The sequence below is a fragment of the Microlunatus elymi genome, from assembly GCF_007362775.1.
Taxonomy (GTDB): domain Bacteria; phylum Actinomycetota; class Actinomycetes; order Propionibacteriales; family Propionibacteriaceae; genus Microlunatus; species Microlunatus elymi.
Genome location: NZ_CP041692.1, coordinates 253,471 through 277,744, shown reverse-complemented (window position 1 = coordinate 277,744; position 24,274 = coordinate 253,471). Strand labels below are relative to the sequence as shown.

General features: G+C 68.1%; 25 protein-coding genes. 14 read left to right on the top strand and 11 right to left on the bottom strand.

Translation table 11 applies throughout. The annotated features are described in order from the left end of the window. The 7 genes from FOE78_RS01205 to FOE78_RS01180 all read left to right on the top strand — a co-directional run bounded on the left by FOE78_RS01205 (position 1) and on the right by FOE78_RS01180 (position 6,717). Positions 1-891, top strand: coding sequence for a hypothetical protein (locus FOE78_RS01205; RefSeq protein WP_143984704.1), 891 nt, complete (start codon positions 1-3; stop codon positions 889-891). Positions 892-950: 59 nt separating this feature from the next. Next, positions 951-1,136, top strand: a complete 186-nt coding sequence (locus FOE78_RS01200) for a hypothetical protein (protein ID WP_143984703.1) — start codon at positions 951-953, stop codon at positions 1,134-1,136. A gap of 21 nt (positions 1,137-1,157) precedes the next feature. Beyond that, positions 1,158-1,553: a TadE/TadG family type IV pilus assembly protein gene (locus FOE78_RS01195; protein WP_168207308.1), complete on the top strand. Its 396-nt coding sequence runs from the start codon at positions 1,158-1,160 to the stop codon at positions 1,551-1,553. After that, on the top strand, positions 1,550-2,041 hold the full coding sequence (locus tag FOE78_RS01190; RefSeq protein WP_143984701.1) for a TadE/TadG family type IV pilus assembly protein: 492 nt from the start codon (positions 1,550-1,552) through the stop codon (positions 2,039-2,041). Before FOE78_RS01195 ends, FOE78_RS01190 begins: the two co-directional genes overlap by 4 nt. A gap of 3 nt (positions 2,042-2,044) precedes the next feature. Further along, positions 2,045-2,518: a hypothetical protein gene (locus FOE78_RS23480; RefSeq protein WP_168207307.1), complete on the top strand. Its 474-nt coding sequence runs from the start codon at positions 2,045-2,047 to the stop codon at positions 2,516-2,518. Beyond that, positions 2,515-6,054, top strand: a complete 3,540-nt coding sequence (locus FOE78_RS01185) for a LysM peptidoglycan-binding domain-containing protein (protein WP_168207306.1) — start codon at positions 2,515-2,517, stop codon at positions 6,052-6,054. Before FOE78_RS23480 ends, FOE78_RS01185 begins: the two co-directional genes overlap by 4 nt. 108 nt (positions 6,055-6,162) lie before the next feature. After that, positions 6,163-6,717, top strand: a complete 555-nt coding sequence (locus FOE78_RS01180) for a dihydrofolate reductase family protein (RefSeq protein ID WP_143984699.1) — start codon at positions 6,163-6,165, stop codon at positions 6,715-6,717. An 80-nt stretch (positions 6,718-6,797) separates the two neighbouring features. Here FOE78_RS01180 and FOE78_RS01175 read toward each other — a convergent pair whose 3' ends face one another. Together FOE78_RS01175 and FOE78_RS01170 are read right to left on the bottom strand one after the other, a co-directional pair. Beyond that, positions 6,798-7,007, bottom strand: coding sequence for a heavy-metal-associated domain-containing protein (locus FOE78_RS01175; RefSeq protein WP_143984698.1), 210 nt, complete (start codon positions 7,005-7,007; stop codon positions 6,798-6,800). Between the two features lie 113 nt (positions 7,008-7,120). Beyond that, positions 7,121-7,468: a metal-sensitive transcriptional regulator gene (locus FOE78_RS01170; RefSeq protein ID WP_143984697.1), complete on the bottom strand. Its 348-nt coding sequence runs from the start codon at positions 7,466-7,468 to the stop codon at positions 7,121-7,123. An 836-nt stretch (positions 7,469-8,304) separates the two neighbouring features. On the opposite strand from FOE78_RS01170, the gene FOE78_RS01165 reads away from it, so the two are divergent. Further along, a complete protein-coding gene (locus FOE78_RS01165) occupies positions 8,305-10,848 on the top strand; it encodes a replicative DNA helicase (protein ID WP_228266170.1) in 2,544 nt (847 codons plus the stop codon). A 64-nt stretch (positions 10,849-10,912) separates the two neighbouring features. Here the strand turns inward: FOE78_RS01165 and FOE78_RS01160 are convergent, their stop codons facing one another. Beyond that, positions 10,913-11,758 (bottom strand): helix-turn-helix transcriptional regulator, encoded by an 846-nt coding sequence (locus tag FOE78_RS01160; protein WP_143984696.1) that lies wholly within the window; start codon positions 11,756-11,758, stop codon positions 10,913-10,915. Positions 11,759-11,860: 102 nt separating this feature from the next. Here FOE78_RS01160 and FOE78_RS01155 point away from each other — a divergent pair, with 102 nt between their 5' ends. From FOE78_RS01155 to FOE78_RS01145, 3 genes are all read left to right on the top strand, one after another. Continuing rightward, positions 11,861-12,667 carry an SDR family oxidoreductase gene (locus tag FOE78_RS01155; protein ID WP_143984695.1) on the top strand — a complete coding sequence of 269 codons (807 nt, stop codon included), beginning with the start codon at positions 11,861-11,863 and terminating at the stop codon, positions 12,665-12,667. An 89-nt stretch (positions 12,668-12,756) separates the two neighbouring features. Further along, entirely contained in the window at positions 12,757-12,966 is a 210-nt protein-coding gene (locus FOE78_RS01150; protein ID WP_143984694.1) for a tautomerase family protein, read from the top strand. Positions 12,967-13,112: 146 nt separating this feature from the next. Beyond that, positions 13,113-13,754 (top strand): GyrI-like domain-containing protein, encoded by a 642-nt coding sequence (locus FOE78_RS01145; RefSeq protein ID WP_143984693.1) that lies wholly within the window; start codon positions 13,113-13,115, stop codon positions 13,752-13,754. A gap of 250 nt (positions 13,755-14,004) precedes the next feature. Here the strand turns inward: FOE78_RS01145 and FOE78_RS01140 are convergent, their stop codons facing one another. The 6 genes from FOE78_RS01140 to FOE78_RS01115 form a co-directional block, all read right to left on the bottom strand. Then, on the bottom strand, positions 14,005-14,682 hold the full coding sequence (locus FOE78_RS01140; RefSeq protein WP_143984692.1) for a hypothetical protein: 678 nt from the start codon (positions 14,680-14,682) through the stop codon (positions 14,005-14,007). Beyond that, positions 14,679-14,957, bottom strand: coding sequence for a hypothetical protein (locus FOE78_RS01135; RefSeq protein WP_143984691.1), 279 nt, complete (start codon positions 14,955-14,957; stop codon positions 14,679-14,681). The genes FOE78_RS01140 and FOE78_RS01135 overlap by 4 nt, the downstream gene beginning before the upstream one ends. 92 nt (positions 14,958-15,049) lie before the next feature. Further along, positions 15,050-15,355, bottom strand: coding sequence for a GlsB/YeaQ/YmgE family stress response membrane protein (locus FOE78_RS01130; RefSeq protein ID WP_143984690.1), 306 nt, complete (start codon positions 15,353-15,355; stop codon positions 15,050-15,052). A 153-nt stretch (positions 15,356-15,508) separates the two neighbouring features. Continuing rightward, positions 15,509-15,868 carry an MmcQ/YjbR family DNA-binding protein gene (locus FOE78_RS01125; protein ID WP_143984689.1) on the bottom strand — a complete coding sequence of 120 codons (360 nt, stop codon included), beginning with the start codon at positions 15,866-15,868 and terminating at the stop codon, positions 15,509-15,511. Between the two features lie 9 nt (positions 15,869-15,877). Beyond that, complete coding sequence (locus FOE78_RS01120; protein WP_143984688.1) at positions 15,878-17,728, bottom strand: glycoside hydrolase family 2 protein; 1,851 nt, start codon at positions 17,726-17,728, stop codon at positions 15,878-15,880. 56 nt (positions 17,729-17,784) lie between these two features. Beyond that, positions 17,785-18,795 (bottom strand): LacI family DNA-binding transcriptional regulator, encoded by a 1,011-nt coding sequence (locus FOE78_RS01115; protein WP_143984687.1) that lies wholly within the window; start codon positions 18,793-18,795, stop codon positions 17,785-17,787. Positions 18,796-19,098: 303 nt separating this feature from the next. Between FOE78_RS01115 and FOE78_RS01110 the strand changes: the two genes are divergently transcribed. Next, positions 19,099-19,926, top strand: a complete 828-nt coding sequence (locus FOE78_RS01110) for an ABC transporter ATP-binding protein (RefSeq protein ID WP_228265990.1) — start codon at positions 19,099-19,101, stop codon at positions 19,924-19,926. Positions 19,927-20,620: 694 nt separating this feature from the next. Further along, on the top strand, positions 20,621-21,469 hold the full coding sequence (locus FOE78_RS01105; protein ID WP_210414754.1) for an SDR family oxidoreductase: 849 nt from the start codon (positions 20,621-20,623) through the stop codon (positions 21,467-21,469). 96 nt (positions 21,470-21,565) lie between these two features. Here the strand turns inward: FOE78_RS01105 and FOE78_RS01100 are convergent, their stop codons facing one another. Next, positions 21,566-22,426 (bottom strand): LLM class flavin-dependent oxidoreductase, encoded by an 861-nt coding sequence (locus FOE78_RS01100; protein WP_143984686.1) that lies wholly within the window; start codon positions 22,424-22,426, stop codon positions 21,566-21,568. Between the two features lie 135 nt (positions 22,427-22,561). On the opposite strand from FOE78_RS01100, the gene FOE78_RS01095 reads away from it, so the two are divergent. Beyond that, positions 22,562-23,350 (top strand): SGNH/GDSL hydrolase family protein, encoded by a 789-nt coding sequence (locus FOE78_RS01095; RefSeq protein ID WP_143984685.1) that lies wholly within the window; start codon positions 22,562-22,564, stop codon positions 23,348-23,350. Here FOE78_RS01095 and FOE78_RS01090 read toward each other — a convergent pair. Next, positions 23,328-23,888: a GNAT family N-acetyltransferase gene (locus tag FOE78_RS01090; RefSeq protein ID WP_143984684.1), complete on the bottom strand. Its 561-nt coding sequence runs from the start codon at positions 23,886-23,888 to the stop codon at positions 23,328-23,330. The two genes, FOE78_RS01095 and FOE78_RS01090, sit on opposite strands and share 23 nt — an antisense overlap. Positions 23,889-24,274: the final 386 nt, after the last annotated feature.

Genomic DNA, 24,274 nt, shown 5'->3' with positions numbered 1-24,274 from the left:
ATGATCCTGCTCTCCGGGATCCTGCTCAGCGGCGGCGTGGTGTTGATCGTCGCCGGGCTGGTGCCGGCGACTCCGCACCTCGCCGACACCATTGCCCGGCTGAGCCGGCCCTGGACGATCACCGGCGAGCGCTGGGGTGCAGCCGCCGAACCGATCGCGCAGACCAGATCGGAACGGTTCGGCAGCTGGGTGTATCGCCGATCTCCGATCCCGCTGACGCCGGGCCAGCATCGGGCACTGCGGATCCGTGGCCGCTCGGTCAGCGAGTTCTATGCCGACAAGGCCGTCTGGGCGCTGATCGGATTGACCGTGCCGCCGATCCTGGCCGGACTGTGGGCACTGCTGGGCGGCACGATCGCCGCACCGGTGCCGGTTCTGGTCGGTCTGGCCGGTGCGGGCGCCGGCTTTTTCGTGCCGGACCTGATGTTGCGCGGCGAGGCCAGGACGACCCGTGGCGACGCGGCCTCGGCACTGTTGATGTACATCGATCTGGTCACCCTGGAACGGCTGTCGAACGCCTCCAGCACCCAGGCACTGCAGAACGCCGCCGCCCTGTCCGACGTGCCGCTGTTCCGGCAGCTGCGGGCCGCGCTGGAACGGGCTCGGCTGGAGCAGCAGCCGCCGTTCATCGAGCTGCGCCGGCTCGCTGATGATCTTGATCTGCCGGAACTGCGAGATCTGGCCGACGTAATGCAGACCGACGAGAGCGGCGTGGCGCTGTCCGGGGTGCTGCGCGCCCGCGTCCGCGAGCTTCGCGACGCCAACCTCACCATCGCGCTGCGCGAGGCCAACTCGGCATCGGAGGGGATGACCGTCTACATGACGATTCCGTCGATCATCTTCGCGCTGATCTTCCTGATACCCGCCCTGATCCGGCTGGTGACGAGTTGACCGCGGGCACAACTTTTCGGACAGAGAACACAGAGCACCGAGGAAGGAATCACCTACCCATGAAGCATTACCTTGAGCTGGCCATCGGCTGGATCGTCGCACTGCGGTCCGACCCGCGCCAGTCCCAGCGCGGGCTGAGCCAATCCACCGAGGTGGCGATCCTGCTGGCCGCAGCGCTTACCGTGGCCGCTGCGATCGTCGTCGCGGTGAAGGCGTTCGTGTCCAAGAAGCTCTCCGGGTTCTGATTGCCGCTGGGGCCAATGATCATGATCACCAGCAGTCGCCGCGGACGATCGGTTGACGACGAACGGGGGCTCAGTACGAGTCTGCAGTTCGCCGTCCTCGCGCCGCTGCTGATGCTGTGCCTGCTCGGCGTCGTGCAGGCAGGTGTCTGGCTGCACGGACGCAATGTCGCCGCCGAAGCAGCGCATGCGGCCGCCGACGTGGCGCGCAACTACCACGGCGACCGATCCGCAGCGGCTGAGGCGGCGCTCCGGGTCGCTGCGGTGGGCGGTCTGCGGGACGTCCGGTTGCGGGTCGATCGCTCCGGGGACAACGTACGGGTGGAACTGTCGGCTCGGGCGCCGCTGATCTTCGACATCGGTCGCGGCCGGATCACCGAGATCGCCACCGCACCGATGGAGCGGGTGACCAGACCATGATCAACACGGCTCCGAACACAGCATCGCCGGACAAGACGATCGTCGCCGCAGGGCGTGCTCTGCGGGCCGGCAGCGATCAGCGCGGCCTGTCGCCGGCAATCGAGCTGGTCATCCTGGCACCGGCGCTGATGATCTTGCTCGGACTGGTGGTGGCCGGTGCCCGGATCTGGTTCGTCCGTTCGACGCTGACCGAGGCCGCCTACTCCGGTGCACGGGCGGCGTCGATCCAACGCAGCATCGACAGCGCCGCCGAGGCCGCGACCGCTGCCGCCGACGCGCAACTGCAGACCGACGGCGTGGACTGCGCGCAGCGACGGATCAGCTTCGACCTCGGCGGCTTCAGGGCCCCGGTCGGGCAGCCGGCCGCGGTCACCGGGGTCGTACGGTGCCGGGTCGAATTCGGCGACGTCCTGCTACCGGGCTTTCCGGGATCGCTCTGGCTGACCGGGCGTTCCTCGGCCGTGATCGACACCTATCGGGAGCGATGAGACATGACGATCGCCGGCATCCGGGCATCCCTTGGAGCCCTCCGCAGCGTTGTGCGTCGAACCTGGGGAGATGCCCGTGGCCAAGCGCTGAGCGTGTTCGTGCTGGTGGCGACGGCGGCGCTCATCCTGGTTGCCGGTCTCGTCGTCGACGGCGGGCAGAAGGCCGCAGCGGTGAGCCGGGCGGAGTCCGTCGCCGCCGGTGCCGCCCGAGCCGCAGCCGACGCCGGTGCGTCGGGATCGTTCGCCACCGGCGAGTCGTCCGGTCTGGCCGGCGGTTCGGCACGGTCGGCAGCCCGGAACTATCTCGCCGGCGCGGCAACGGGTCCCGGTCCGCAGGTGGGCGGATCGGTGCAGATCCGAGGCGGGACCGTGATCGTCACCACCCATGCCACCGCCCGCACCATCTTCCTGTCCGTGATCGGTATCGACTCGGTGACCGGGACCGGCGAGGCCACCGCCCGGGTGGTGCCCTCATGATCACCCAACGGCAGCACCGCACGGGGCCCGACAGGACCGGGGCGGCCGGGCGCTTGGTCAAGGGCGTCGCAGCACTGGTTGCGCTGCTCGGCGCGGTGGTCGGGGTGCCCTGGCTGTTGGTCGAGTTGGCCGGCAATCCACTGCCCGAGCGACTCGATCCGAATCGGATCTGGGCGGCACTGACCACGCCCGACGACGGCACGGTTCTGGTTGGCCTGATCGCCGTCGTGGGCTGGGTCGCTTGGCTGGTGTTCGCGATCTCGGTGATTCTCGAGGTGGTCGCGGTGGTGAGTCGGCAGCGGATCCGGCTCCGGCTGCCCGGGCTCGGCGGGATGCAGAAGATCTCCGGCGGACTCGTGCTGCTGGTGCTCGGCATGTTCGTGATGCCGAGCCAACTCGCCGCAGCGGCTCCGGGGCTGGTCGGTCCGGTAGCAACGGGGCCCGGTGCGTCAGGGTCGGCGAACTCGGGAGGCGTGGCCTCGGCGCCGGACAGACCTGGGCCGGTCGATTCTCCCGCCGCCGGCCCGACCGCCGCCGAACCGCCCGTCACCGATGCAAACAAGACCGCCTCGTCCGACGCGGTCCCGCATCCGGCCGATCCGGTCCCCGGGGATCCGGCCGCTGCCGCGCCGAGCGCCGGTTCTGAACCGCACGGACCGACCCGGCCTGCTGGGCCTGCTGGGCCTGGGGCATTGCGCTCGTCGCGCAGCGCCGGCGACGGGAACCGGCCTGCCCTGGCCGACGAACGAGCCGGCGATGCGGATCGGCTCGTCCATGTCGTCCGCGACGGCGACGACTTGTGGAGTCTGGCCGAGCAGTACTACGGCCGCGGCCAGGAGTGGCGGACGATCGCCCGCGCCAACCCGTCGGTGCTCAGCGGTGGACCCGACCGGCTGCTGCCGGGGTGGCGGCTGATCATTCCCGGAGTCGGCCCTGCGGCCCGAGAGGTTCGCGTCCGGCCCGGCGAAACCCTCTCGACCATTGCCGATCGGGTCTACGGCGATCCGGCGGCGTGGCCGCAGATCTATCACGCCAACCGCAGTGTGCTGGCCGACCCGGACCTGGTGCCGATCGGTCTCCGGCTGCTGATCCCGCCGGGCCCGGATCCGGCGCATCCGCAGGAGCCTTCGGCCGGGCGATCAGCCGGCCGGCGGTCGACCGGCGAGGGCTCCGCCGCCGATCCGACGGCCGATGCCGCCGACGACGATGAATCCAGCCAACGGTTGGACAACCGTCGATCGAACGCACCCCGGGGCGATGCGTCGGCTCCGTCTCGGGGTGGCGACAGTTCGGCCCCGCCCCGCGATGATGAGTCGGGCCCGCCCACCGATGAGTCGGCCGCGCCCGGGGCCGGTGAGCCGGGCACGGGCGGGGCAGGCGCCTCAACCCGACCCACGTCCGCACCGCAGCCGGCCGGGGAGTACGCGGAGGCGGTGGGGGATGCCGATCGAGATCTACCGGCCGTACCGGCCCAATTGGCCGGCGTCGGAGGTCTGCTGGCGGCGGCGTTGACCGCCGGACTGGTCAGCCGACGTCAGCTGCAGTTGCGGGCCCGGCCGGTCGGCCGGCGGATCCCTCAACCGCCGCCGGCGGCCGGCCGAGCGCAGGCAGATCTCGGTCGTCGCCAACTTCTCAGCCTGGAGCAGCTCGATCGGGCGCTGCGCGCAATCGGCCGGGACTGCCTGGAACGTGGCGTCGCGGTACCGATCCTGCAGGCGGCTCGGCTGTCCGGCCGCGAACTCGACCTGATCATGAGAGAGCCTGCCGCATCGGTGCCGACCGGTTTCGTGGCGGATGGTGTGCACTGGCGGTTGTCCGTCGCCGATGCGGAGTTCCTGCTGCAGGATCGCGACCTCGCCGACAGTCCGCAGCCGTACCCGGCCCTGGTGTCGGTCGGCACCGACTCGGCCGGATCGGTGATCCTGGTGAACCTCGAGGCCGCCGGGGTGTTCGCGGTCGAGGGGACCGGCTCGGCTCCGTCGGACGTGCTGACCGCGATGATCGCCGAGCTCGCCTTCGTTCCCTGGTCCGAAGAGATGGTGATCACCGTCGTCGGTGATCGGACCGGGCTGCCCGAGTCGGTCGATCAGCACAACGTCGGCACCGTCACCGACCTTGATCAACTTCTGTGGCGCTGGCAGCAGCGCGCCGGCCGGCAGCGCGAACAGCTGGCGGCCGGCAGGAAGCGTACGCCGGTCGACTTCCGAGTCGATCCTGATCTTGGTGATCCGTGGGTCCCGGAAGTGGCGATCGTCAGCCAGCGGCCGAGCCCGCGTCAGGCCGAGCAGCTCGCCGAGTTGTTGCTCAGCGAACCTCGGGTCGGCTTGTCGGTTGTGCTGTGCGGACGCGGGCTGACCGCAGGGGCGCGGCTTCGGCTGTCGCCGTCGGCTTCTGACTTAGTCGATGCCGAGCTCGATCCGCCCGGCTGGAAGTTCACCGCCCAGCTGTTGGGTTCGCCGGCAGCGGGTCTGATTCAGCAGCTGATCGAGTGCACCGGGCGGCAGGACACCGAGCCGGCTCCGTGGTGGGTTGCCGACTTCCCGCCCGGAAGCCATCGGCCCAGCCGGGCTCGTTCGGACGCCGTACCGGTGTCTGACCAGCGCCCCGAAGTTGATCATCGGCGGCCATCGGCCGCCAACCTGAGTTGGCCATCGGCCGCAGTTCACCCCGGCGGCAATGACGTCGCCGCGGATCCGCCAGCCGGATCCGATGATCGGCCGGGCCGGACGGCCCCGCTGGTCAGGCAAGGGGCGAGTAAGGAGTTCGAGATCGTGCCCAGCCCGTTCGCCGCGGAACAGCCGCCGCCACCCCGGCACCCGACGTTGATGCTGCTGGGACCGATCGACCTGATCGGCGCCGGCGGTCCGCGGCCGAGCAGGGCGGTGCTGCAATGCATCGAGTACGCTGCGTGGTTGCTGGAGCATCCCGGCAGCACCGCGCACGCGATGGCGGCCGGTCTGGTGGTGGCCGAGGGGACCCGGCGGTCGAATGTCAGCCGGTTGCGTACCTGGCTCGGTGCGGACGAGGAGGGCCGGCCCTACCTGCCGGACGCGTATTCGGGCCGGATCGTGCTGTCTGCCCTGGTGGGATCGGACTGGCACCGGTTGCAGATCCTCACCGGTACGGGGGTCAACGTCACCAGCACCGAGGGGTTGTGCAAGGCGTTGGATCTGGTGCGCGGCGCGCCGCTGGCCGATGCGGCACCGACCCAGTGGCATTGGGCCGAGGAGATGCGAACCGACATGGTGTCGGTGATCCGCGACATCGCCGTCGAGATCACCGAACGCGCTCTGGCCGACTCCGATGTCGATCTCGCCCGGTGGGCAGCCTCCCGCGGGCTGACCGCAGCGCCACAGGACGAGTTCCTGATGGGTGCCCGGATTCGTACCGAGTTCCAGGCCGGCAACGCGGCCGAGGTGGAGCGACTGGCCCTCCAACTCGCTGCCCAGGGCAGGGCGCTCGGCGTGGACCTGCATCCGGACACCGTTGACCTGCTGCAGCAGGTGATGGAGGGTCGGCTCCGGGCCCGGGCGTAATCCTGCCGGCAGTTGTGTCCGTACGGGCCGACCAGGTCGACCCGGCAGGCGCCGCCCGCACCGTGTCAGCCCGCACCGTGTCAGCCCGCACCGTGTCAGGCTGTCGGAATGGCAACGCAGTACTACACCGCGACCAGCATCGACGGCTTCATTGCCGATGCGGAGAACTCACTGGACTGGCTGTTCCAGTTCGACGAGGGCGACGAGTCGGGTTACCCGGAGTTCATCGAGAAGGTCGGCGCGATCGCGATGGGCGCGACCACGTACGAATGGATTCTCGCCCACCACGTCAACGCCGATGCCGCCCGCCCGCAACCGTGGCCGTACCGACAGCCGTGCTGGATTCTGACCCATCGCGAGCTGCCCGCAGTCGACGGAGCGGACCTGCACTTCGCCGCCGGCGACGTCGTCCCGATCCACGCCGCGATGACCGAGGCGGCGGCCGGGGAGAACATCTGGCTGGTCGGCGGCGGCGAACTGGTCGGCCAGTTCCATGATCACGGCCTGTTGGACGAGGTCATCCTCAGCGTCGCGCCGGTCTTCCTCGGTTCCGGGGCGCCGCTGCTCCCGCGCAAGATCAGCACGCCGCCATTGGAATTGGCAGGGACTCGGGTGGTCGGCGGCGTATTCGCGGAATTGCGCTATCGCGTGCCGCGGGGCTGATCTCAGCGGCATCCGGGTCGCGGCGGACCAGGAAGAGATCGGCCGACCGCGCAGTCGATCGGCCGACCTTCGGAAGGTGATCAGGCCGCGCTGACGGTGTAGTCACCGGCTTCGTCGACAGCCGCCTCGATCAGCGTGAAATCGATGGGCTGCTCACTGGTCACCGTCAGCGATCCGGCTTCCAGGTCGACAGCGGCCGCCTCGACGCCGGGGATCGCACTGACCTCTTCGGTCACCGCATGCACGCAATGCTCACAGCTCATGCCGCGTACGGAATAAGTGTTGATCATGAATTTCGCCTTTCACGCTGGGGATTCGAAGATCCTGCAACTTCGAGTTGATCATGAAAACTTGATCATGAAGGAGCGACGGGCAGACTTACCGGACCCTGGCTGCGACGGTCTCAGGAGCGAACCAGGCGGGCGATCGCCTTGGACGCTTCCTTCAACTTTTCGTTCGCCTCGTCACCACCGGACTGCACGGCTTCGGTGACACAGTGATCCAGATGATCATCGAGCAGGCCGAGCGCCACCGACTGCAGCGCGCTGGTCATCGCCGAGACCTGGGTGAGGATGTCGATGCAGTACTTTTCGTCCTCGATCATCCGCTGCAGCCCGCGGGCCTGTCCCTCGATCCGCCGCAGCCGCTTGAGGTAGTCGTCCTTGTGGTTGTTGCTCAGATACCCATGGCTGTGCCCGGTCTCCGCTTCGCCGGCGGCCGCCGAAGCGGTGGCGGTGGACGGTGTGCTCATCGCTCTCTCCCCTGTCTCCCAACTCCCGAAACTATACCCCACCGGGGTAGCCCTCCAGAAGGTGCCCGGAGTCGCGACGACGCCACGTTCAGACAGTCGCGCGCGAAATCCCCGTTGCGGTACAGCTGCGCGCGAAATCCCCGGTGGCGGTAACTACCGCGCGCGATAGCGACCGCCGCACCGGGTATTTCGCGCGCGCCGGCAGGTTCTGCGCGCGGCTGGGTCTCCGGGCCCAACGGCAACCGCACCAAATGTCGACAAAGCGAGTAATCGGCGTGTGGCCATGGTTATCAACAGTTATCCCCAAGCGCCGTGGATAAGGCACACCAGGCGGCTGCTGTCAACTCGCCGCAGACGACCGTGCCGTCGGTTGCCGGCCGCTCGGACTTCTTCTCGTCCACCGATCGTGGATCGCGTTACACCTAGTCAGAACCGCTTTTCCGGCGTGAGTGCTCGGTTATCCCCAGCGCTGTCCGCAGCCGGTGCACAACCAGCAAGCGTGTCTCCACAAGGGATCCGATCTTGTCCACACGGGCTGTGGACAACGGGCTTTTCAGGGTCCTCGAACCGGCGTACGGTGCTGCTCGGTCATCCGGGCGGACCGTCTGAGACCAGCTGCTCGATCGATGACCGGCCGGCCCCAACCTGCGCCGCGGGGTTTGCTCGCAGGACCCTGTCGTGCCCATCCGAGTGTCCATCGAGCACGCTCGGTGACGCGATGCCGGATGAACTGTCAGGGCCCGAACCTAGAGTGGCGGCAGAGCGAATGACAGGCATGTGATTCGTCGGCAGGAGATATGCGAGCGGTCGCCACCGACAACGCGGCGGCCGGTGGGATGACGAATGTGCAGGGGGATTCAGTGAGCCTGGCCGAGGTCAACGCGCCGTACGGTGACGAGGACGTCCGCAGCCCCCGCAGTTCGGCCGGTGATCGGACGCCGCCGCAGGACCTGATCGCCGAGCAGTCGGTGCTCGGCGCGATGCTGATGAGCAAGGACGCCATCGCCGATGTGGTCGAGGTGTTGCGCGGCCCCGACTTCTACCGGCCCGCGCACGAGCTCGTCTACGACGCCGTTCTCGATCTGTACGGCCGGGGCGAGCCGGCCGATGCCGTCACCGTCGCGGCCGAGCTGACCCGCCGCGGCGAGATCGCCCGGGTCGGCGGCGCGCCCTATCTGCACGACCTGCTGGCCAGCACGTCGATTGCGGCCAACGCCGGCTACTACGCCGAGATCGTCCGGGAGAAGGCGATCCTGCGTCGACTGGCCGACGCCTCGATCCGGATCGGCCAGATGTCGTACGCGGCCGAGGGCGACGTCAACGACATCGTCGACCGGGCCCAGGCGGAGGTCTACTCGGTCACCGACAAGCGCACCAGCGAGGACTACAAGTCGCTGTCGGAGCTGATGCAGCCGACCATGGACGAGATCGAGGCGATCGGCTCCCGCGGCGGCCAGCTGGCCGGCGTACCGACCGGTTTCGCCGATCTCGACGACCTGACCAACGGCATGCACCCCGGCCAGATGATCATCGTTGCCGCCAGGCCCGGGATGGGGAAAAGCACCCTGGGATTGGATCTTGCGCGCGCCGCGTCGATCAAGAGCGGCCTCACCTCGGCGATCTTCTCGCTGGAGATGAGCCAGATCGAGATCGTGATGCGGCTGCTGTCGGCCGAGGCGCAGATCCCGCTGAACCACATCCGCAACGGCAAGATGAACGACGACGACTGGCAGCGGATGGCCAAGAAGATGGGCGAGGTGGCCGAGGCGCCGCTGTTCATCGACGACTCGCCGAACCTGACCATGATGGAGATCCGGGCCAAGGCCCGGCGGTTGCGGCAGCGGCACGAGCTGAAGTTGATCATCATCGACTACCTGCAGCTGCTCACCTCCGGCAAGAAGGTGGAGTCCCGCCAGGTCGAGGTCTCCGAGTTCTCCCGCCAGCTGAAGCTGCTGGCCAAGGAGCTCGAGCTCCCGGTGGTCGCGCTGGCCCAGCTGAACCGTGGCCCGGAGACCCGCGGTGGGGACAAGAAGCCGATGCTCTCCGACCTTCGTGAATCGGGATGCCTGACCGCGAGTACGCGGATCCAACGCGCCGACACGGGTGCCGAGGTCACCCTGGGTGAGCTGATGAACGGCGGCATCACGGACATTCCGGTCTGGTCGCTGGACGAACACCTCCGGCTGGTGCCCCGGACCATGACGCATGCCTTCCCCAGCGGTACGAAGGAAGTCTTCCGACTGCGGCTGACATCTGGTCGTGAGGTCGAGGCGACCGCCAATCATCCGTTCCTGACCTATCAGGGCTGGCAACCGTTGGCCGAACTGGCGCCCGGCAGCCGCCTCGCCGTGCCCCGGACCCTGCCGACCCCGCTGCACGTCGAGCCCCACGACACCGACGAGATCAAGCTGCTGGCCCACCTGCTCGGGGACGGGTCGTTCGTCCGTCGCCAGCCGATCCGCCACGCCAGCACCGATGAGGCGAATCTGGACGAATCAGGCCTGTTCGGACTGCGCAGTCACGAAAGGTTCGTACCGGACTGGGTGTTCAAGCTGCCGACCCCACAGATCAGGATCTTCATCGAACATCTGTGGGCGACCGACGGCTCGGTCCGCTGGGATGCCCGCGCCGGTCAGGGACGCATCCACTACGCCAGCACCAGTCGCCGGCTGACCGATGATCTTGCTCGACTGTTGCTGCGGTGCGGGATCCTGACGCGGATCAAGACGGTCAAGAAGGCCGGGTATCGCGACGGCTATCACTTGATCATCAACGGCGTGGACCAGCAGTTGCGCTTCTGCAACGAGATTGGTGTGCATGGCGCCCGCTCGGCCCAGGTTGCCGAGGTGCGCGCCAGGCTGCGTTCGATCGAGGCGAACACGAACGTGGACACCATCCCGACGGACGTCTGGTTGAACGTCAAGCAGGTGCTCACCGAGCAGTCGACGACACATCGCCAGGTCGCCACCGCCATGGACACCAGCTTCTGCGGGTCGACGATGTGGAAGCACGCGCCGAGCCGGCAGCGGCTGGCGCGGGTTGCGGACCTCTTGCATGATCAACAGCTGCATCTGGAGGCCAGCAACGACGTCTTCTGGGACGAGGTTGCCGCGATCGAATCCCTCGGCAGGCAGCCGGTCTATGACGCGACCGTGCTCGGCACTCACAACTTCGTCGCCAACGGGATTTCCGTGCACAACAGCCTGGAGCAGGACGCCGACATGGTGATCTTGCTCAACCGGCCGGACATCTACGACAAGGAGTCCGAGCGGGCCGGTGAGGCGGACTTCGATGTCGCCAAACACCGCAACGGGCCGACCAAGACGATCACGGTCGCCTTCCAGGGCCACTACTCCCGCTTCATCGACATGCATCAGTGAGGCCGAGCAGGCAGCCGGCAAAGTCGACAACTGCCGGCGACAGACGGTCGCCCCGGGCGGGGCGTTACGCGTTGCTGAACCGCTGGGTACCGACGACGGCGAGCAGTTTCAGTTTCTGCTCGCTGTCGCTGCGCGGTGCGGCGGTCAGCACGAGGAGTGCCTGGGACTGGTCCTCGGTGAAGAGCGCCTGACAGTCGAGTTCGAGTTCGCCGACCTCGGGATGGATGAGGATCTTGTGGTCCTCGAACCTGCGGGCCACCTCCTGCCTGTCCCAAAGCTCGACGAACTCGGGGCTGATCCGCAACAACTCGGCTACCAGCGCACCGGCCTGCGACTGCGGGCCCATCGAACCGTAGGCGGCGCGCAGGGTTGCCACCTGCGCGCGGCCGGCGCGTTCGCGGTCGTGTTCGGGATACATCCGTCGTTCGTGGTCGGGCGATGCGAACCACCGGTAGATCTCGCTGCGTTCGAACCCCTGGTACGAGGTGCGGTCGCCCAGCAGCGCTCGCGCCGGATCGTTCTGCACCAGGGTCTCCCCGAGCGCGGAGAGGATCAGGGCGGGCGTGTCGGTGAGGCGGTCGAGCACGCGCATCAACGCCGGCGCGACGTACGGGGTCGAAACCGCCCGGTCCGGCGCGTCATGACCGGCGACGCGGAACAGGTAGTCGCGTTCGTCCGGGGACAGACGCAGCGCACGCGCCAGCGAGCCGAGCAGCTGCGTGCTCGGTTGCGGACCCCGCTGCTGTTCGAGTCGGGTGTAGTAGTCGGTGGACATGGCCGCAAGAAACGCGACCTCCTCGCGGCGCAACCCCTGGGTACGACGCCGCGCTCCGGCCGGTAGCCCGACGTCGGCCGGCAACAGCGACTGGCGCCGACGCACCAGGAACTCGGCGAGCGCGGTTCGATCCACGGCGCCGATTATCCAGCCCCGCCGTGCGGCCGAGGCAGGGACCGGCAATCCCCCGATAACCGGTCTCTGCCGGGAGCCCGACAATGTCGGTTGACTCGTGGTGTGCAAATCAATGACAACACCATCTTCATCCCCGGGGCGACCAGCGGCATCGGCCTGGCCCTTGCACTCGCCCTGCAGGCGAGGGGCAACACCGTCATCGTGGGCGGTCGCCGGGCCGAGCTGCTCCAGCAGATCGCCACCGACCATCCGGGCATCGGCACCGTGACCATCGACACCGCCGACCCGGCCAGCATCCGGCGGGCGGCCGCCGACGTCAGGTCCGCGTACCCGGACCTGAACGTCCTGATCACCATGGCCGGCATCATGCGCGTCGAGGACTGGACGACTCCGGGATTCCTCGCCGACGCGGAGGCCACGGTCACCACCAACCTGCTCGGGCCCATCCGATTGATCGCGGCCTTCGTCGAGCACCTCCGCGGCCGCCCGGACGCCACCATCGTCACGGTCTCCTCGGGGCTGGCCTTCACCCCGCTCACGGCGACGCCCAGCTACAACGCGACCAAGGCCGCGATCCACATGCTCAGCGAGTCGATCCGCCTGCAACTCGCCGACACCAGCGTGAAGGTGCTGGAGCTGGAGCCCCCGTCGGTTGCCACCGACCTGCTGCCCGGGCAGCGGGAGAGCAGCTTCGCGATGCCGCTGGACGAGTTCATCGGCGAGGTCGTCGACCTGATCGAGACCCAGCCCGACGCCCGCGAGATCCAAGTCGAGCGGGTCAAGTTCCTCCGCTACGGCGAGGCTCGCGGCGACTACGACCAAGTCGTCGCCACCCTGAACCAGCTCGACCCGCACGGCACGCAACAGCCGAACGACGCCGAGCTGTCACCCGAGAGAATCGGCCGCTGACCACGTACGCAGCCAGGAACCCTCGATCCACCATCACCTCAACCGCGACAACCCGAACCGACGAAACTCAACACCACAAGGAGATCAGCATGCCGTTCGCCAACTTCAAGGTTCCCGCCGGAACTCTCGGCCCCGAGCAGAAGCAGCAGATCATCGACCGCGCCACCGACCTCTACGCCGAGCTCTACGGCGAGGTGGCGCGACCCAACACGCTCGTGATCGTCGACGAGGTCGTCGACGGTGGCTGGGGTATCGGCGGCACCGTGCTGACCGCGGCGATGCTCAAGGGCGCGGACTGATCGGACCGCGGCCCGGCTCCCAGTCGATCTTCCCCAGCGGCCGATCTTCACTGCGTGCAGCTCCGCACCACTCGTTGTCGGATGGGCGTGGTTTGAGCGCTGCGCGGACTCCGTCGCCGGGAAACCGCGGGATAGAGTCAGCTCGCGTGAGGCAGCCGGCAGGGAAGATCGATTTCAAGAAGACGCTGGACTGCTACCGGGCGCGGCAAGGGCAGTTTCGGATCGTCGAGGTGCCGCCGCTGCAGTACCTGATGATCGACGGCCACGGTGACCCCAACACGTCGGCTGCCTACGCCGGGGCGATCGCGACACTCTTCCCGGTCGCGTACGCGGTGAAGTTCGCCAGCAGGACCGGGCTGGGCCGCGACTACGTCGTCCCTCCGCTGGAGGCGCTGTGGTGGGCCGACGACCTGAGCGTCTTCACCTCGGCCCGGGACAAGTCGCGGTGGAGTTGGACGGCGATGATCATGGTGCCGGACTGGATCGATGCCGAGCTGTACGAGGCCGCAGTGGCGACCGCGGCGCGCAAGGGCTCGGCGCCGAGGTTGACCGAGCTCCGGCTGGCAAGCCTGGGTGAGGGTACCGCGGTGCAGACGCTGCACATCGGCTCGTACGACGACGAAGCGGAGGTGCTCGCCGACCTGCACGACCGGTTCATCCCCTCCGCCGGACTGCGGATGACCGGCAGGCACCACGAGATCTACCTCAGCGACGCCCGCCGGGTCGAACCGTCGAAGCTGCGGACGATCCTGCGACAGCCGGTGACCGTGGTGGCCAGTGCCGGGTGAAGGTCCGAAACCCAACCAGAGAAGAGAAGGGACGCGCGCAAACGAGGTCTGCCGGTCCGAAACCCAACCATGGTTGGAAATCATCCGCAGGCAGGTAAGGGTCGCGGTCGTAGACGCCGGCGTGTGGATTGCAGCAGGTTCGGGTCGTTCCGCGATCGTCTATGCGTGCGTAGGCTCCTGCGATGTCGGCCCGAGCGGCCGAGGCACGCAAGGAGGGTGCTGAATACGACGCTCGTCGCAGCAAAGCGGACTACTCGGCACGCTCCTCGGGGACTCGCGCGGCCCGGTGAAAGCGAACGGCGGCGAAGATCAACAACGCGAGCATGCCGAGCAGGGTCGCGCCGCGGCCCAAGATCAACTCCGACCGCGAGACGTGCTCCGGGTTCACCCAGAACGCGATGATCGCGTACGTCAGCAGTGCCCCGCCCGCTGCGGCCAGGATGTGAGCCTGCCCCCAACCCGGGCGCCGGGAGAAGATGATCAAGATCAGACCGAGCAGCGCCAGCGCCGCCGAGCCGAGTGCGACGCCGACCCAACCCCACTGATCGAGGACCAACACATAGCCGAGCAACAGCGCCAAGCTGACCGGACCGATCAACCACGGCGGCGGAGCAGAGCGGCCAGTGCTCCGCGCGTCACCCCGCTCCGCAGTCGATCTGCGTCGGCATGGCAGCAGCAATGCCGCCACCACCGCAGCGACGATCGCCAACACAACCATGATCAACTGGAACGCCGAAGCGTGAAAGCCAACCGCGACCACCAGCTGGTAGGAGAAAAAGATCGCGCCGCTGAGATAGATGATCGCCATCGCGATCAGGCCCGGGCGCTCCAACCAGGGACGGTCCGCGCGTGTCGGCACGCAGGACTCGATCACCGCGATCGGCGAGCCGAAGCTCCAGACGATGTGGCCGACGACGAACGTGATCAACTGAGCCGCATCGACGTCGCCAACAGCAACATCGTCGGCCAACCACCCCCGCGACGGCGGGTGATCTCGCGAATCAGCATGGCCGGCGCACCGTAGATCGGCGCGACGAACAACACCGCGACCAACAGGCCCGCCGGGTTGATGATCACACCCTGGTAGCCGACGAGATACTCCGCGCAGAACGGCGACAACAGGAACAACCCGGCAACCGGGATCCAGCGGCGCCACCAGGAGGTGGCTCCGACGGTGTTCGTCACGGCTGCGGCCTCGGCCATGCCGGGGAAACTACCGGCGGAGGGACGCCGGCCGACCGAATTGCCGGCCGCAGCGCCGGACAAGGACGACTTGTACCGATCGGTCCGGGAGGCTACGACTCGGAACTCCCGCCGCTCGGATTCGGCGACCGGCGGCGCCGGATCAGCCGCAACAGCAGCAGGACGACGATCGCGCCCAGAATCGAGAAGATCAGGCCGCCCGGTTGGAAGAACCCCTCTTCCTTGTCCCATCCGAACAGGAGATAGCCGGCGAACCCGCCGACGAACGACCCGATGATGCCGAGCAGCAGAGTCATCCACCACGGCATCGGGTCGCGACCCTTGACCACCAGGCGGGCGATGAAGCCCGCAATCAAGCCGACCACAAGCAGATAAAGAACAGTCCAGAAGTTGAACATGGTGCCCTCCTCGGTCCGGCGCCGCGCGAGCACGGTCGGGCTCTGCGCGAGCGATCACAACGCTACTCGCGGTGGGTCGTTTACGACGCTCGACACCGGTGACGGAGCACGCCGACGGCCGAAGGGAAGAAGACAAGGCGTGGCCTCGCGGATCTATCCGGGTCCGTCGGGATGGTCGAGGTCGTACGCGCGGGACAGCCTCTTCGGTACGCACAGCCGCCAGGCGTCCAGGACGAGTTCGCGCGCTTCGGCCGGATCGAGTACGGCCAGCCGGGAACGCACCCAGTTGAACCGGAGGTCGGAGACGTCCGGCAGCAGGAACTTCTGCGGGGCGCCGGCGATGAGTGCATCCCGCTCGACCTTGGGAAACGCGAATTCCATGATCGTTTCGTCGCTGGAGAAGGCGAGATAAACGATGTCGCCGATCCGGAACTTGCGGCGTCCGCGGACGAAGACCTCATACGACCGGTCGAGACTCAGTGCGAGGGATCGGACATCGTCAACCGTCGCCATCGGGCCACCTCAGTCTCCCAGAATCGCCTTGCGCAGTTCGGCCATCGGCAGCTTCGGTTCGCGCCGGGCGGTCAACAATCCGTTCGTCTCCTGCAAGGTGTCCGTGAGCTGCGTGTAGCAGGAACCTGACAGCAGCCGGCTGGCCCGAACCGCGTCGTACAACGCGGTCAGCCGGGTCCGGAAGGTGTCGGCGTCGGTCACCGCGGAGTAACCCCAGTGCCGCTCCGGCGCATCGTCGGGTGCGTAGCTGATGCCGCCGAACTCGGTCAGCATGATCGGCTGACCATGATCACCCGGAACGCCGCCGGCGCCGTACTGCTCGCCACCGAGGGTAGCGTTCTTGATCATGATCCGACGCCCGGCCGGCCCGACACCGGACAGCACCTCGGTACGATTCTCCAACCGGGCATAGGTTTCGGCGAGGATTCCGGCATCCTGCTGGTAGTCGTGGATGCCGATGATGTCGGAGTTCTGATGCTCCCAGCCCTCGTTGGAGAGCACCGGACGGCTCGGATCCAACGCCCGGGTCAGATCGGCCAGCGCCCGCTGGTAGGCCTGCTGATCGGTCTGCTGCGGATTGTGCTGGACACCCCAACTCTCGTTGATCGGCACCCAGCTCACGATGCACGGATGCGACAGGTCCCGCCGGACCGCCTCGGTCCACTCCGCTGCCAGCCGACGGACCGCGTCGAAGGAGAACTCGTACGCGTTGGCGATCTCGCCCCACACCAACAAGCCCAGCTTGTCGGCCCAGAACAGGAACCGCGGGTCCTCGACCTTCTGGTGGATCCGGGCCGCGTTGAAGCCGAGTTCCTTGATCAACTCCACCTCGCGGCGCAGCGCGGCGGCCGACGGCGCGGCCAGGTGACTGTCCGGCCAGTAGCCCTGGTTGAGCACACTGCGTACGTCGTAGGGGCGGTCGTTGAGCAGGAAGTGGCCGCCGTCGACCACCGCAGAACGCAAGCCCAGATAGGAATTCACCTCGTCGGTGACCGTGCCGTCGGACACCAGTTGCACGGCGGCGTCGACCAGGCGCGGCTGCTCCGGGGTCCAGATCACCTCGTCGTAGCCCTGGCCGTTGCGCTGCCGGGGCAGCGGGATGGTGATGTCGATCTTGGCCCGGTCGACCGGGAAGCTGAGCTCGGCGAGTTGCTCGCCGTCGAAGTCGAGCACGGTGCGCAGGGAGGCGCCGGAGCCGATCGGACCGCGGATGCTTGCGGTCAGTCGGACGGTCGCGGTGAACAGGTCCGGGATCCAGGCCAGTTCGGCGATCGAGGTCGCCGGCACCCGCTCCAACCAGACCGGCTGCCAGATGCCGGTGGTGCGGTGGTACCAGATCGCGTGCGGGTCGCGGTGCCAATCCTGCTTGCCCCGCGGCTGCGTCAGATCGTGCGGATCGTCGTAGGCGCGCACCACCAACAGTTGATCACCGTCCACCAGCGCGTCGGTGACGTCGAAGCTGAACGGGGTGTTGCCGCCCTCGTGATCACCGAGGTACTGCCCGTTCAACCAGACCTCGGCGAAGTAGTCCACCGCGCCGAAGTGCAGCAACGTACGGCCGCCCGCCTCCCCGGCTGCAGACAGCTCGTGCTCGCCGAAGTTGCGGGCATACCAGACCACCGGATGGAAGCCGGTGTCGCCGATCCCGGACGCGACCGACTCCGGCGGGAACGGCACCACGATCGAGTCCGGCCCGCCGTCGGCCGCCGGCAGCCCCTGCCGCCAGCCCTCGGTCAGACCGCGATCCTCGTCGTCGTAGCGAAAGGACCAGGTGTCCGACAGGTCGGTCCAGGCCGGCCGCAGCAGTTGCGGGCGGGGGTAGCTGCCGTCCTGCTGACTGGCGCGCAACGCGATGCTCATGGACCGCCATCATGCCGTACGGATTCCAGCGCTGCAATTCGGCAACCGCGATGCGGTCAGGAGGCCGGCGCGCTCTCCCGTACCGCGAGCCGATGGCCGACCAGTTCATGCCGGCCGACCCCGCTGTAGTCGTCGATCCGCTCCGCCAGCAGGTCCAGCGCACGGCGGGCCAGCGCCGGTAGGTCGGGCTGGACCGAGGTCAGGCTCGGCCTCAGCTCGGCGGCCACGGTGATGTCGTCCCAGCCGATGATGGCCACGTCGCCCGGCACGGTCAGCCCGTGCGCGGCCAGCGCGCGCAGCGCTCCGATCGCGACGAGGTCGTGCCGGCAGATCAGCGCGTCGATCTGCAACCCGTCGTTGAGCGCAGCCGACAGCGCCCGTTCGGCGCCGGCCGCGTCGCCGGTCTCGGCCCGCACCAGCAGCGAGGTGTCCAGCCGCAGCCGGCCGGCCTCGAGCCCCTGCTGGTAGCCGAGCAGCCGTGTCCGTGAGGTGTGGCTGAGCTCGCCGGCTTCGTGTCCGAGGAACCCGATCCGACGCCGGCCCAGAGCCAGCAGGTGAGCGACGGCTTCGGCGGCGGCGGCGAGATTGTCGATCATCACGTGGTCGTTGCTGATCGGTGCCGGTTCCTCGCCGAGCAGCACCAGCGGCAGATCGCCGGCGGCCTGCGCGATCTCGACGCTGGTCAGCCGCATCGGATGGAACAGCACGCCGTCGACCATGCCGGCCTCCCGACCGGACAGGATCTGCCGTTCGCTGTCGCTGTGCCCGCCGGTCTCCTCCAGCAGCAGTCGGTACCCGCGTTCGGCGGCGGCTGCGGAGAACACGTGGGCCAGCTCGGCGAAGTACGGGTTGAGCAGGGTCGGGAAGGCGAGCGCCAGCAAGCCGGTCCGGCCGGTGACGAGATTCCGGGCCTGCAGGTGCGGCCGATAGCCGAGTTGGTCGATCGCCCGCTGCACCCGTTCCCGAGTCTCGGCACGGACCACCGGATGCCCGTGCACCACGTTGGACACCGTCTTCATCGACACCCCGGCCAACGCCGCGACATCCTGCAGCCGCACCCTCGCCATCCGGCGTCTCCCTTCGCCCCGTTTCCCCGGCGCACCGAACCCTACCGTTGACAGCGTGGGCAATCAGCGGTTACCTCCGGCGGCCAATTTCAGCGCTGTAACGCTTGCGCGGCGAGCTTCTGACTCAGCTCGGATCGGCCGGTGGTTGCTCGGTTGGGCGGCATGCAGACGACGAACCCGGCGGCGGCGTTGCAGGGAGCGATCACGGAACTGCCGGAGATCTGAGACAACCGGTTGGACAACTACTGCGACGAGCTGAAATCGTCAGGCTGCTGGGTGAGTCGTCGGGGAAGGAGTAGCTGCGTGCGCATCGCCGAGTCGGAGGGCCAGCAGCCGCGACCCGACGCCGTACTCGACCTCGACCGGGTCACGTTCCGGCGCAACGAGAAGGAGATCCTGCACGGGATCTCGTTCACCGTCCGGGCCGGTGAGCACTGGGCCCTGCTCGGTCCCAACGGCGCCGGCAAGAGCACCATCCTCGGCTTCTGCGGCGCGGTCACCCACCCGACCACCGGCACCGTCGACGTGCTCGGCCGGCGGCTCGGCCGCGTCGAGCTGCAGGCGCTTCGGCGCCGGATCGGGCACGTCAATCCGCGCCATCCGCTGCGCAGCCCGCTGACCGTACGCGAGGTCGTGCTGACCGGATTCACCGGCACCATCGAGACGCCGCTGCGTTGGCAGCCGACCGAGGAACAACTCGACCGGGTGGCCAAGCTGCTGTTCACCCTGCGGTTGGACAGAATGGCCGATGAACGCTGGCCGACCCTGTCTCAGGGCGAACGCGGCCGGACCCTGATCGCCCGCGCGCTGGTCCATAATCCGGCGCTGCTGCTGCTCGACGAACCGTCGACCGGGCTGGACGTGGCCGCCCGCGAGCAACTGCTGGAGACCGTCGACGAGCTGGATGTGATCGCGCCGGAGTTGGCCTGGGTGCTGGTGACCCACCACCTGGAGGAGTTGCCGATCAGCACCACCCATGCGCTGCTGATCGCCGACGGTTCGGTCGTCGCCCAGGGTCCGGCGGATGCAGTGATCAACACCGAGAACGTCACCGCCGCCTTCCAGCACGACATCCGGGTCAGCCGTCACGACGGCCGCTGGTCCGCACGGGCCGGTCGGGCCTCCCGATGAGCCGGCTTCGGCACCCGGCCGAGTAGGGAAATGATCTTGATCATCGGCCGGCAACCGTAGCGTCGGCACTTCCTTGAAACCGGTCCCTGAGCCTGTCGAAGGGCTCCTCAACCTGTCGAGGGCGTCGATCGCCTTCAGTCCTCGGGATTTCAGGAGGTTCGGTCCACTCGGACGCGTTTATGGGTGCGCAGACTCCTGGAATCCGGAAAACTGGCACCCGCTCGGCTGTCTCTCGGAGCTCGGCCTCGCGAGGGCCGTGAACCGACCGCAGCCCCTCCGATTGCATGAGGTTCGGACCGCTGACGCGCCTCTATGGGTGCGCATGCTCCTGCTATCCCGTGAACTCGCACGTGCTCAGTTGCTGAGACCGGGAGCCCACCAATGCCAGTAAGTGATCTTGGGCGGTGGCTTGACGACGAGAAGCAGAAGGAAGAGTGGCGGAGGTTGGAAATCCTTCGGCGTGCTCGGGACGCTGGGTTGAGTTTCTGGCCCTTGCGCCTCGCTCAGGACCCTGGGTTGAGTTTCTGGCCCTTTGCACCTCGCTCAGGACCCTGGGTTGAGTTTCTGGCCCTTGCGCTTTGCTCAGGGCCCGCGGGGTTGAGTTTCTGGTCCTTCGAACAGGCTCAGGACCTGGATGCTGGCTTGCTGTTGACTGCCCGGTTCGATGATGATCATGATCGGGGCGAGGAGGGTGATGAGTTCGTTGCCGGAGATCGGGGTCACGGGTTCGACCGGGGCGGTCGGCGGGCTGGTTGCGCTCGGGTTGGCCGAGCGCGGGATCGCGCAACGGCTGCTGGTCCGGACGCCGGACCGAGCGCCGAGGGTGGATGGGGCGGTGGCGGTGCCGACCTCGTACGCGGATCGGGCGTTGGCGCTGCGCTCGCTCGATGGTGTGCGGGTGCTGTTCATGGTGTCGGCGACCGAGGCGCCGGACCGACTGGATCAGCACCGTACGTTCATCGACGCCGCGTCCGAGGCGGGTGTCGAACAGCTGATCTACACCTCCTTCTACGGCGCGGCGGCCGACTGCACCTTCACCTTCGGACGTGATCACTACGCCACCGAGGAACACATCCGGTCCCGCGGTCTGACCCACACCTTCCTGCGGGACAACTTCTACCTCGACCTGCTGCCGAGTTTCGCCGGCGAGGACGGGGTGATCCGCGGACCGGCCGGCGACGGTCGGCTGGCCGCGATCGCCCGCGCGGACGTTGCCGGGGTGGCAACCGAGGTGCTGGCCGATCCGGCCGCACACCGCAACGTCAGCTACGACCTCACCGGGCCGCAGGCGCTGACCATGGCCGAGATCGCCGCAGCGATCGGCGAGCAGACCGGACGACCGGTGCGCTTCCACGACGAGACCGTGGCCGAGGCCTACGCCTCGCGGAAACGCTGGCCGGCACCGGATTGGCAGTACGACGCCTGGGTGTCCACCTACACCGCGATCGCCGCCGGCGAGCTGGCGGCGGTCAGCTCGGACGTCGAGCGGATCACCGGTCGTCGGCCGATCTTGCTGGCCGAGTTGTTGGCGGGTCGCGGATAGTCGCGGTGGTCGAGTTTGCGCTCTTCGACTAGCTCAGGCCCCTTCGACAAGCTCAGGGATACCTCGGCAAGCTCGGGGCCCTTGTGTTGTTGGGTTTCAGAGGTTTGGCGGGCCTTGGTCGATCCGGCGCAGCACCGGGGCGAGGCGGTCGAAGCCGTCCTCGGACTGGACCATCCGCTCGTCCCACCAGGTGACGCCGGAGTCTGCGAACGGGCCGATGATCTCGGCCGCGGAGCCGGGATCGGTGGTGCCGCCGACCACGATGTCGTACGGGTCGGGAACGTTGCCACGCTGCTCCCGGACGAAGTTGATCATGGAACGAACCTCGTCCAGCGCCGGGACCTGGCCATGCTGGGCACTGGCGAACAACGGCACCACGCCGTCCCAGCGGGCAGCTCGCCGCATCGGCGGCCGGTTCGGCCAATAGCCGCCGATCCAGATCGGTGGCCGCGGCTGCTGCACCGTCGGTGGCAGCAACGTCACCTCCCGTACCCGATAATGCCGACCGTCATGATCAACGCGCAGCCCGGTCCAGTAACGAGCCAGCAGCTCCAGCCCCTCGTCCAGCCGCTCCGCCAGCACCCGGCCGTCGGTTGTGTCGCCGAAGCTGCCGAACTCGTCCTCGATCGGGGCGCCCAGACCGGCGCCGAAGATCACCCGGCCTGCGCTGATCGCGTCCAGCGTGGCCACCTGACGGGCCAGCTGCTCGGGTCGGCGACGAGCCACCGGCGTCAGCAACGTGCCGAGTTTGATCTTGCTGGTGGCCAGCGCTGCCGCGGTCAGCAGCATCCACGGATCGCCGAACGGCTGGCCTCGACGCTGCACCTTGTTGTGCACGACGTGGTCCCAGACGAACACGCCGTCCCAGCCGGCCTGCTCGGCCGCGACCGCAACCCGCTGCACGGCGCGTGCGTCGGCGAAGTTGCCGAAGTTGGGGATGTTGATCGAATACCGCATGCCGGCATCCTGTCACCCGGCACCGACAGTGCCCGCCGGGTTGTCGAAGGAGCGCGGTGCGACCTGGATGGCCGAGCTCCGGCGATCCCAGCGGGTTGGCGTCCCACATCGTCACCCGACGACCATGATGGTGGCGTGAGCGACGTCAACCGGGTGGTCCTGCTGGGCAGTTCCTTCGCCGCCGGGCCGGGCATCGCACCGGTCCGCGATCGGTGGGCCGGACGATCGGCCAACAACTACGGTCAGCTGGTCGCCCGTCGATTGGGTACCGAGTTGGTCGACCTGAGCGTCTCCGGCGCCACCACCGAGACGTTGCTGGACAGCCCGCAGCGGATGTTGATCAAGAAGTACCCGCCGCAGCTGTCGGAGCTGCCGGCGGACGCAGAGTTGATCATGATCACCGCCGGCGGAAATGATCTTGGTTACATCGGCTCGATGATGCGGCTGTCTGCGGCCGGCCGGCTGCGGAGCAACCGGCTGCTCGGACCGGTGCTGCGCCGACTGCCACGCTCGACCGCCGAGCCGCCGTCCGAAGCCGACGTCGACAACGCGATCGCCGGTCTCGAGCGCGTCGTCGATGCCGCCCGGAAGCGTGCGCCGGCAGCGCGGATCATGTTGGTGGATTATCCGATCTTGATCGGTCCCGACACCGTGGTCGGGCCACAGCTGCCGGTCGAGCCGGACGAGTTGCGGTTCCTGCATCGGATCGGCGAGCAACTGGTCGGCGTGTTCGCCGCCGCGGCCGAGCAGTCCGGCGCCGAGCTCGTGGTGGTGTCCGAGCCCAGTCGTGATCACGCCATCGGCAGCACCGAACCGTGGGTGAACGGCTTCCGGCCGCCGGCCGACGACGGCAGCCGCTTCCATCCCAATGCCGCGGGCATGTGCGCGTCCGCCGAGTTGATCATGGATCAACTGGATCGCTGATCGACTCCTGCCGGAGTTCCTTCTCGAACCAGAGCCGGGCGTACGGGTTGTCGTTGTAGCGATCGACCTTCCGGTAGCCGGCCCGCTGATACATGGCGATCGCCTCGGTCAGCGTGTCGTTGGTGTCCAGCCGGATCCGGTCCCGGCCGAGTTCGACCGCCCGCAGTTCCAGCGCCGCCAGCAGTCGTCTCCCCAGGCCGGCACCGCGCCATTCCGGGTGCACCCACATCCGTTTGATCTCGGCGATTCCGGGTCCGATCGTCTGCAGTCCACCGCACGCGACAGGTTCAACGTCGTCGACCACGACGAGGAAGATGCCGTCCGGCGGGCTCATCGCCTCGGCGTCGTGCGCCGACTGTTCGGCGGCGGCGAATCCGGCTTCGAATCGCCGGTCGAGTTCGGCGAAGTAGTGCCCGACCGCCCGGCGTGCGAGCTCGCAGTCCGCCGGCACCGGCTCGACCGGCAGACCGGCGGCAAGGTCCCGCAGGTCTGCGGTGGTGGGCTGCCGAGCTGCCGTGCCGTCCAGATCCTGCCCCATGCCGCCGACTCTAGGTCCAAAGTCCCACCCAGCAGTCAAGCTCCTGCCCCGCCCGGACCGACCGCCGGAAGTCGCGACAACACGAGTTCGGGCGTTCGACCGCGGCCAGGACACCGCTCAAAGTCGCGACAACGCGGGTTCGGGCGGCCGGGGGTGTCGGTTCGTCTGCCGGAAGTCGTGACAACGCGGGTTTGGGTCGTCCGCGGGGAGTGGCCGACGATCACTGCAGCCGCGGTTTGTCAATGCTCGCGGTGGCGTCGGTTCGGAGACCCTCGTACCGTTCCTGAGAGATTCTCAGCAACGGTCAGCGTGTCGCGTACGAATCGACTGCCGGTTGCGCCACGCAACGGCTCAGGTCCCTAAGTTGCTGGCCATCGGCCGCAATC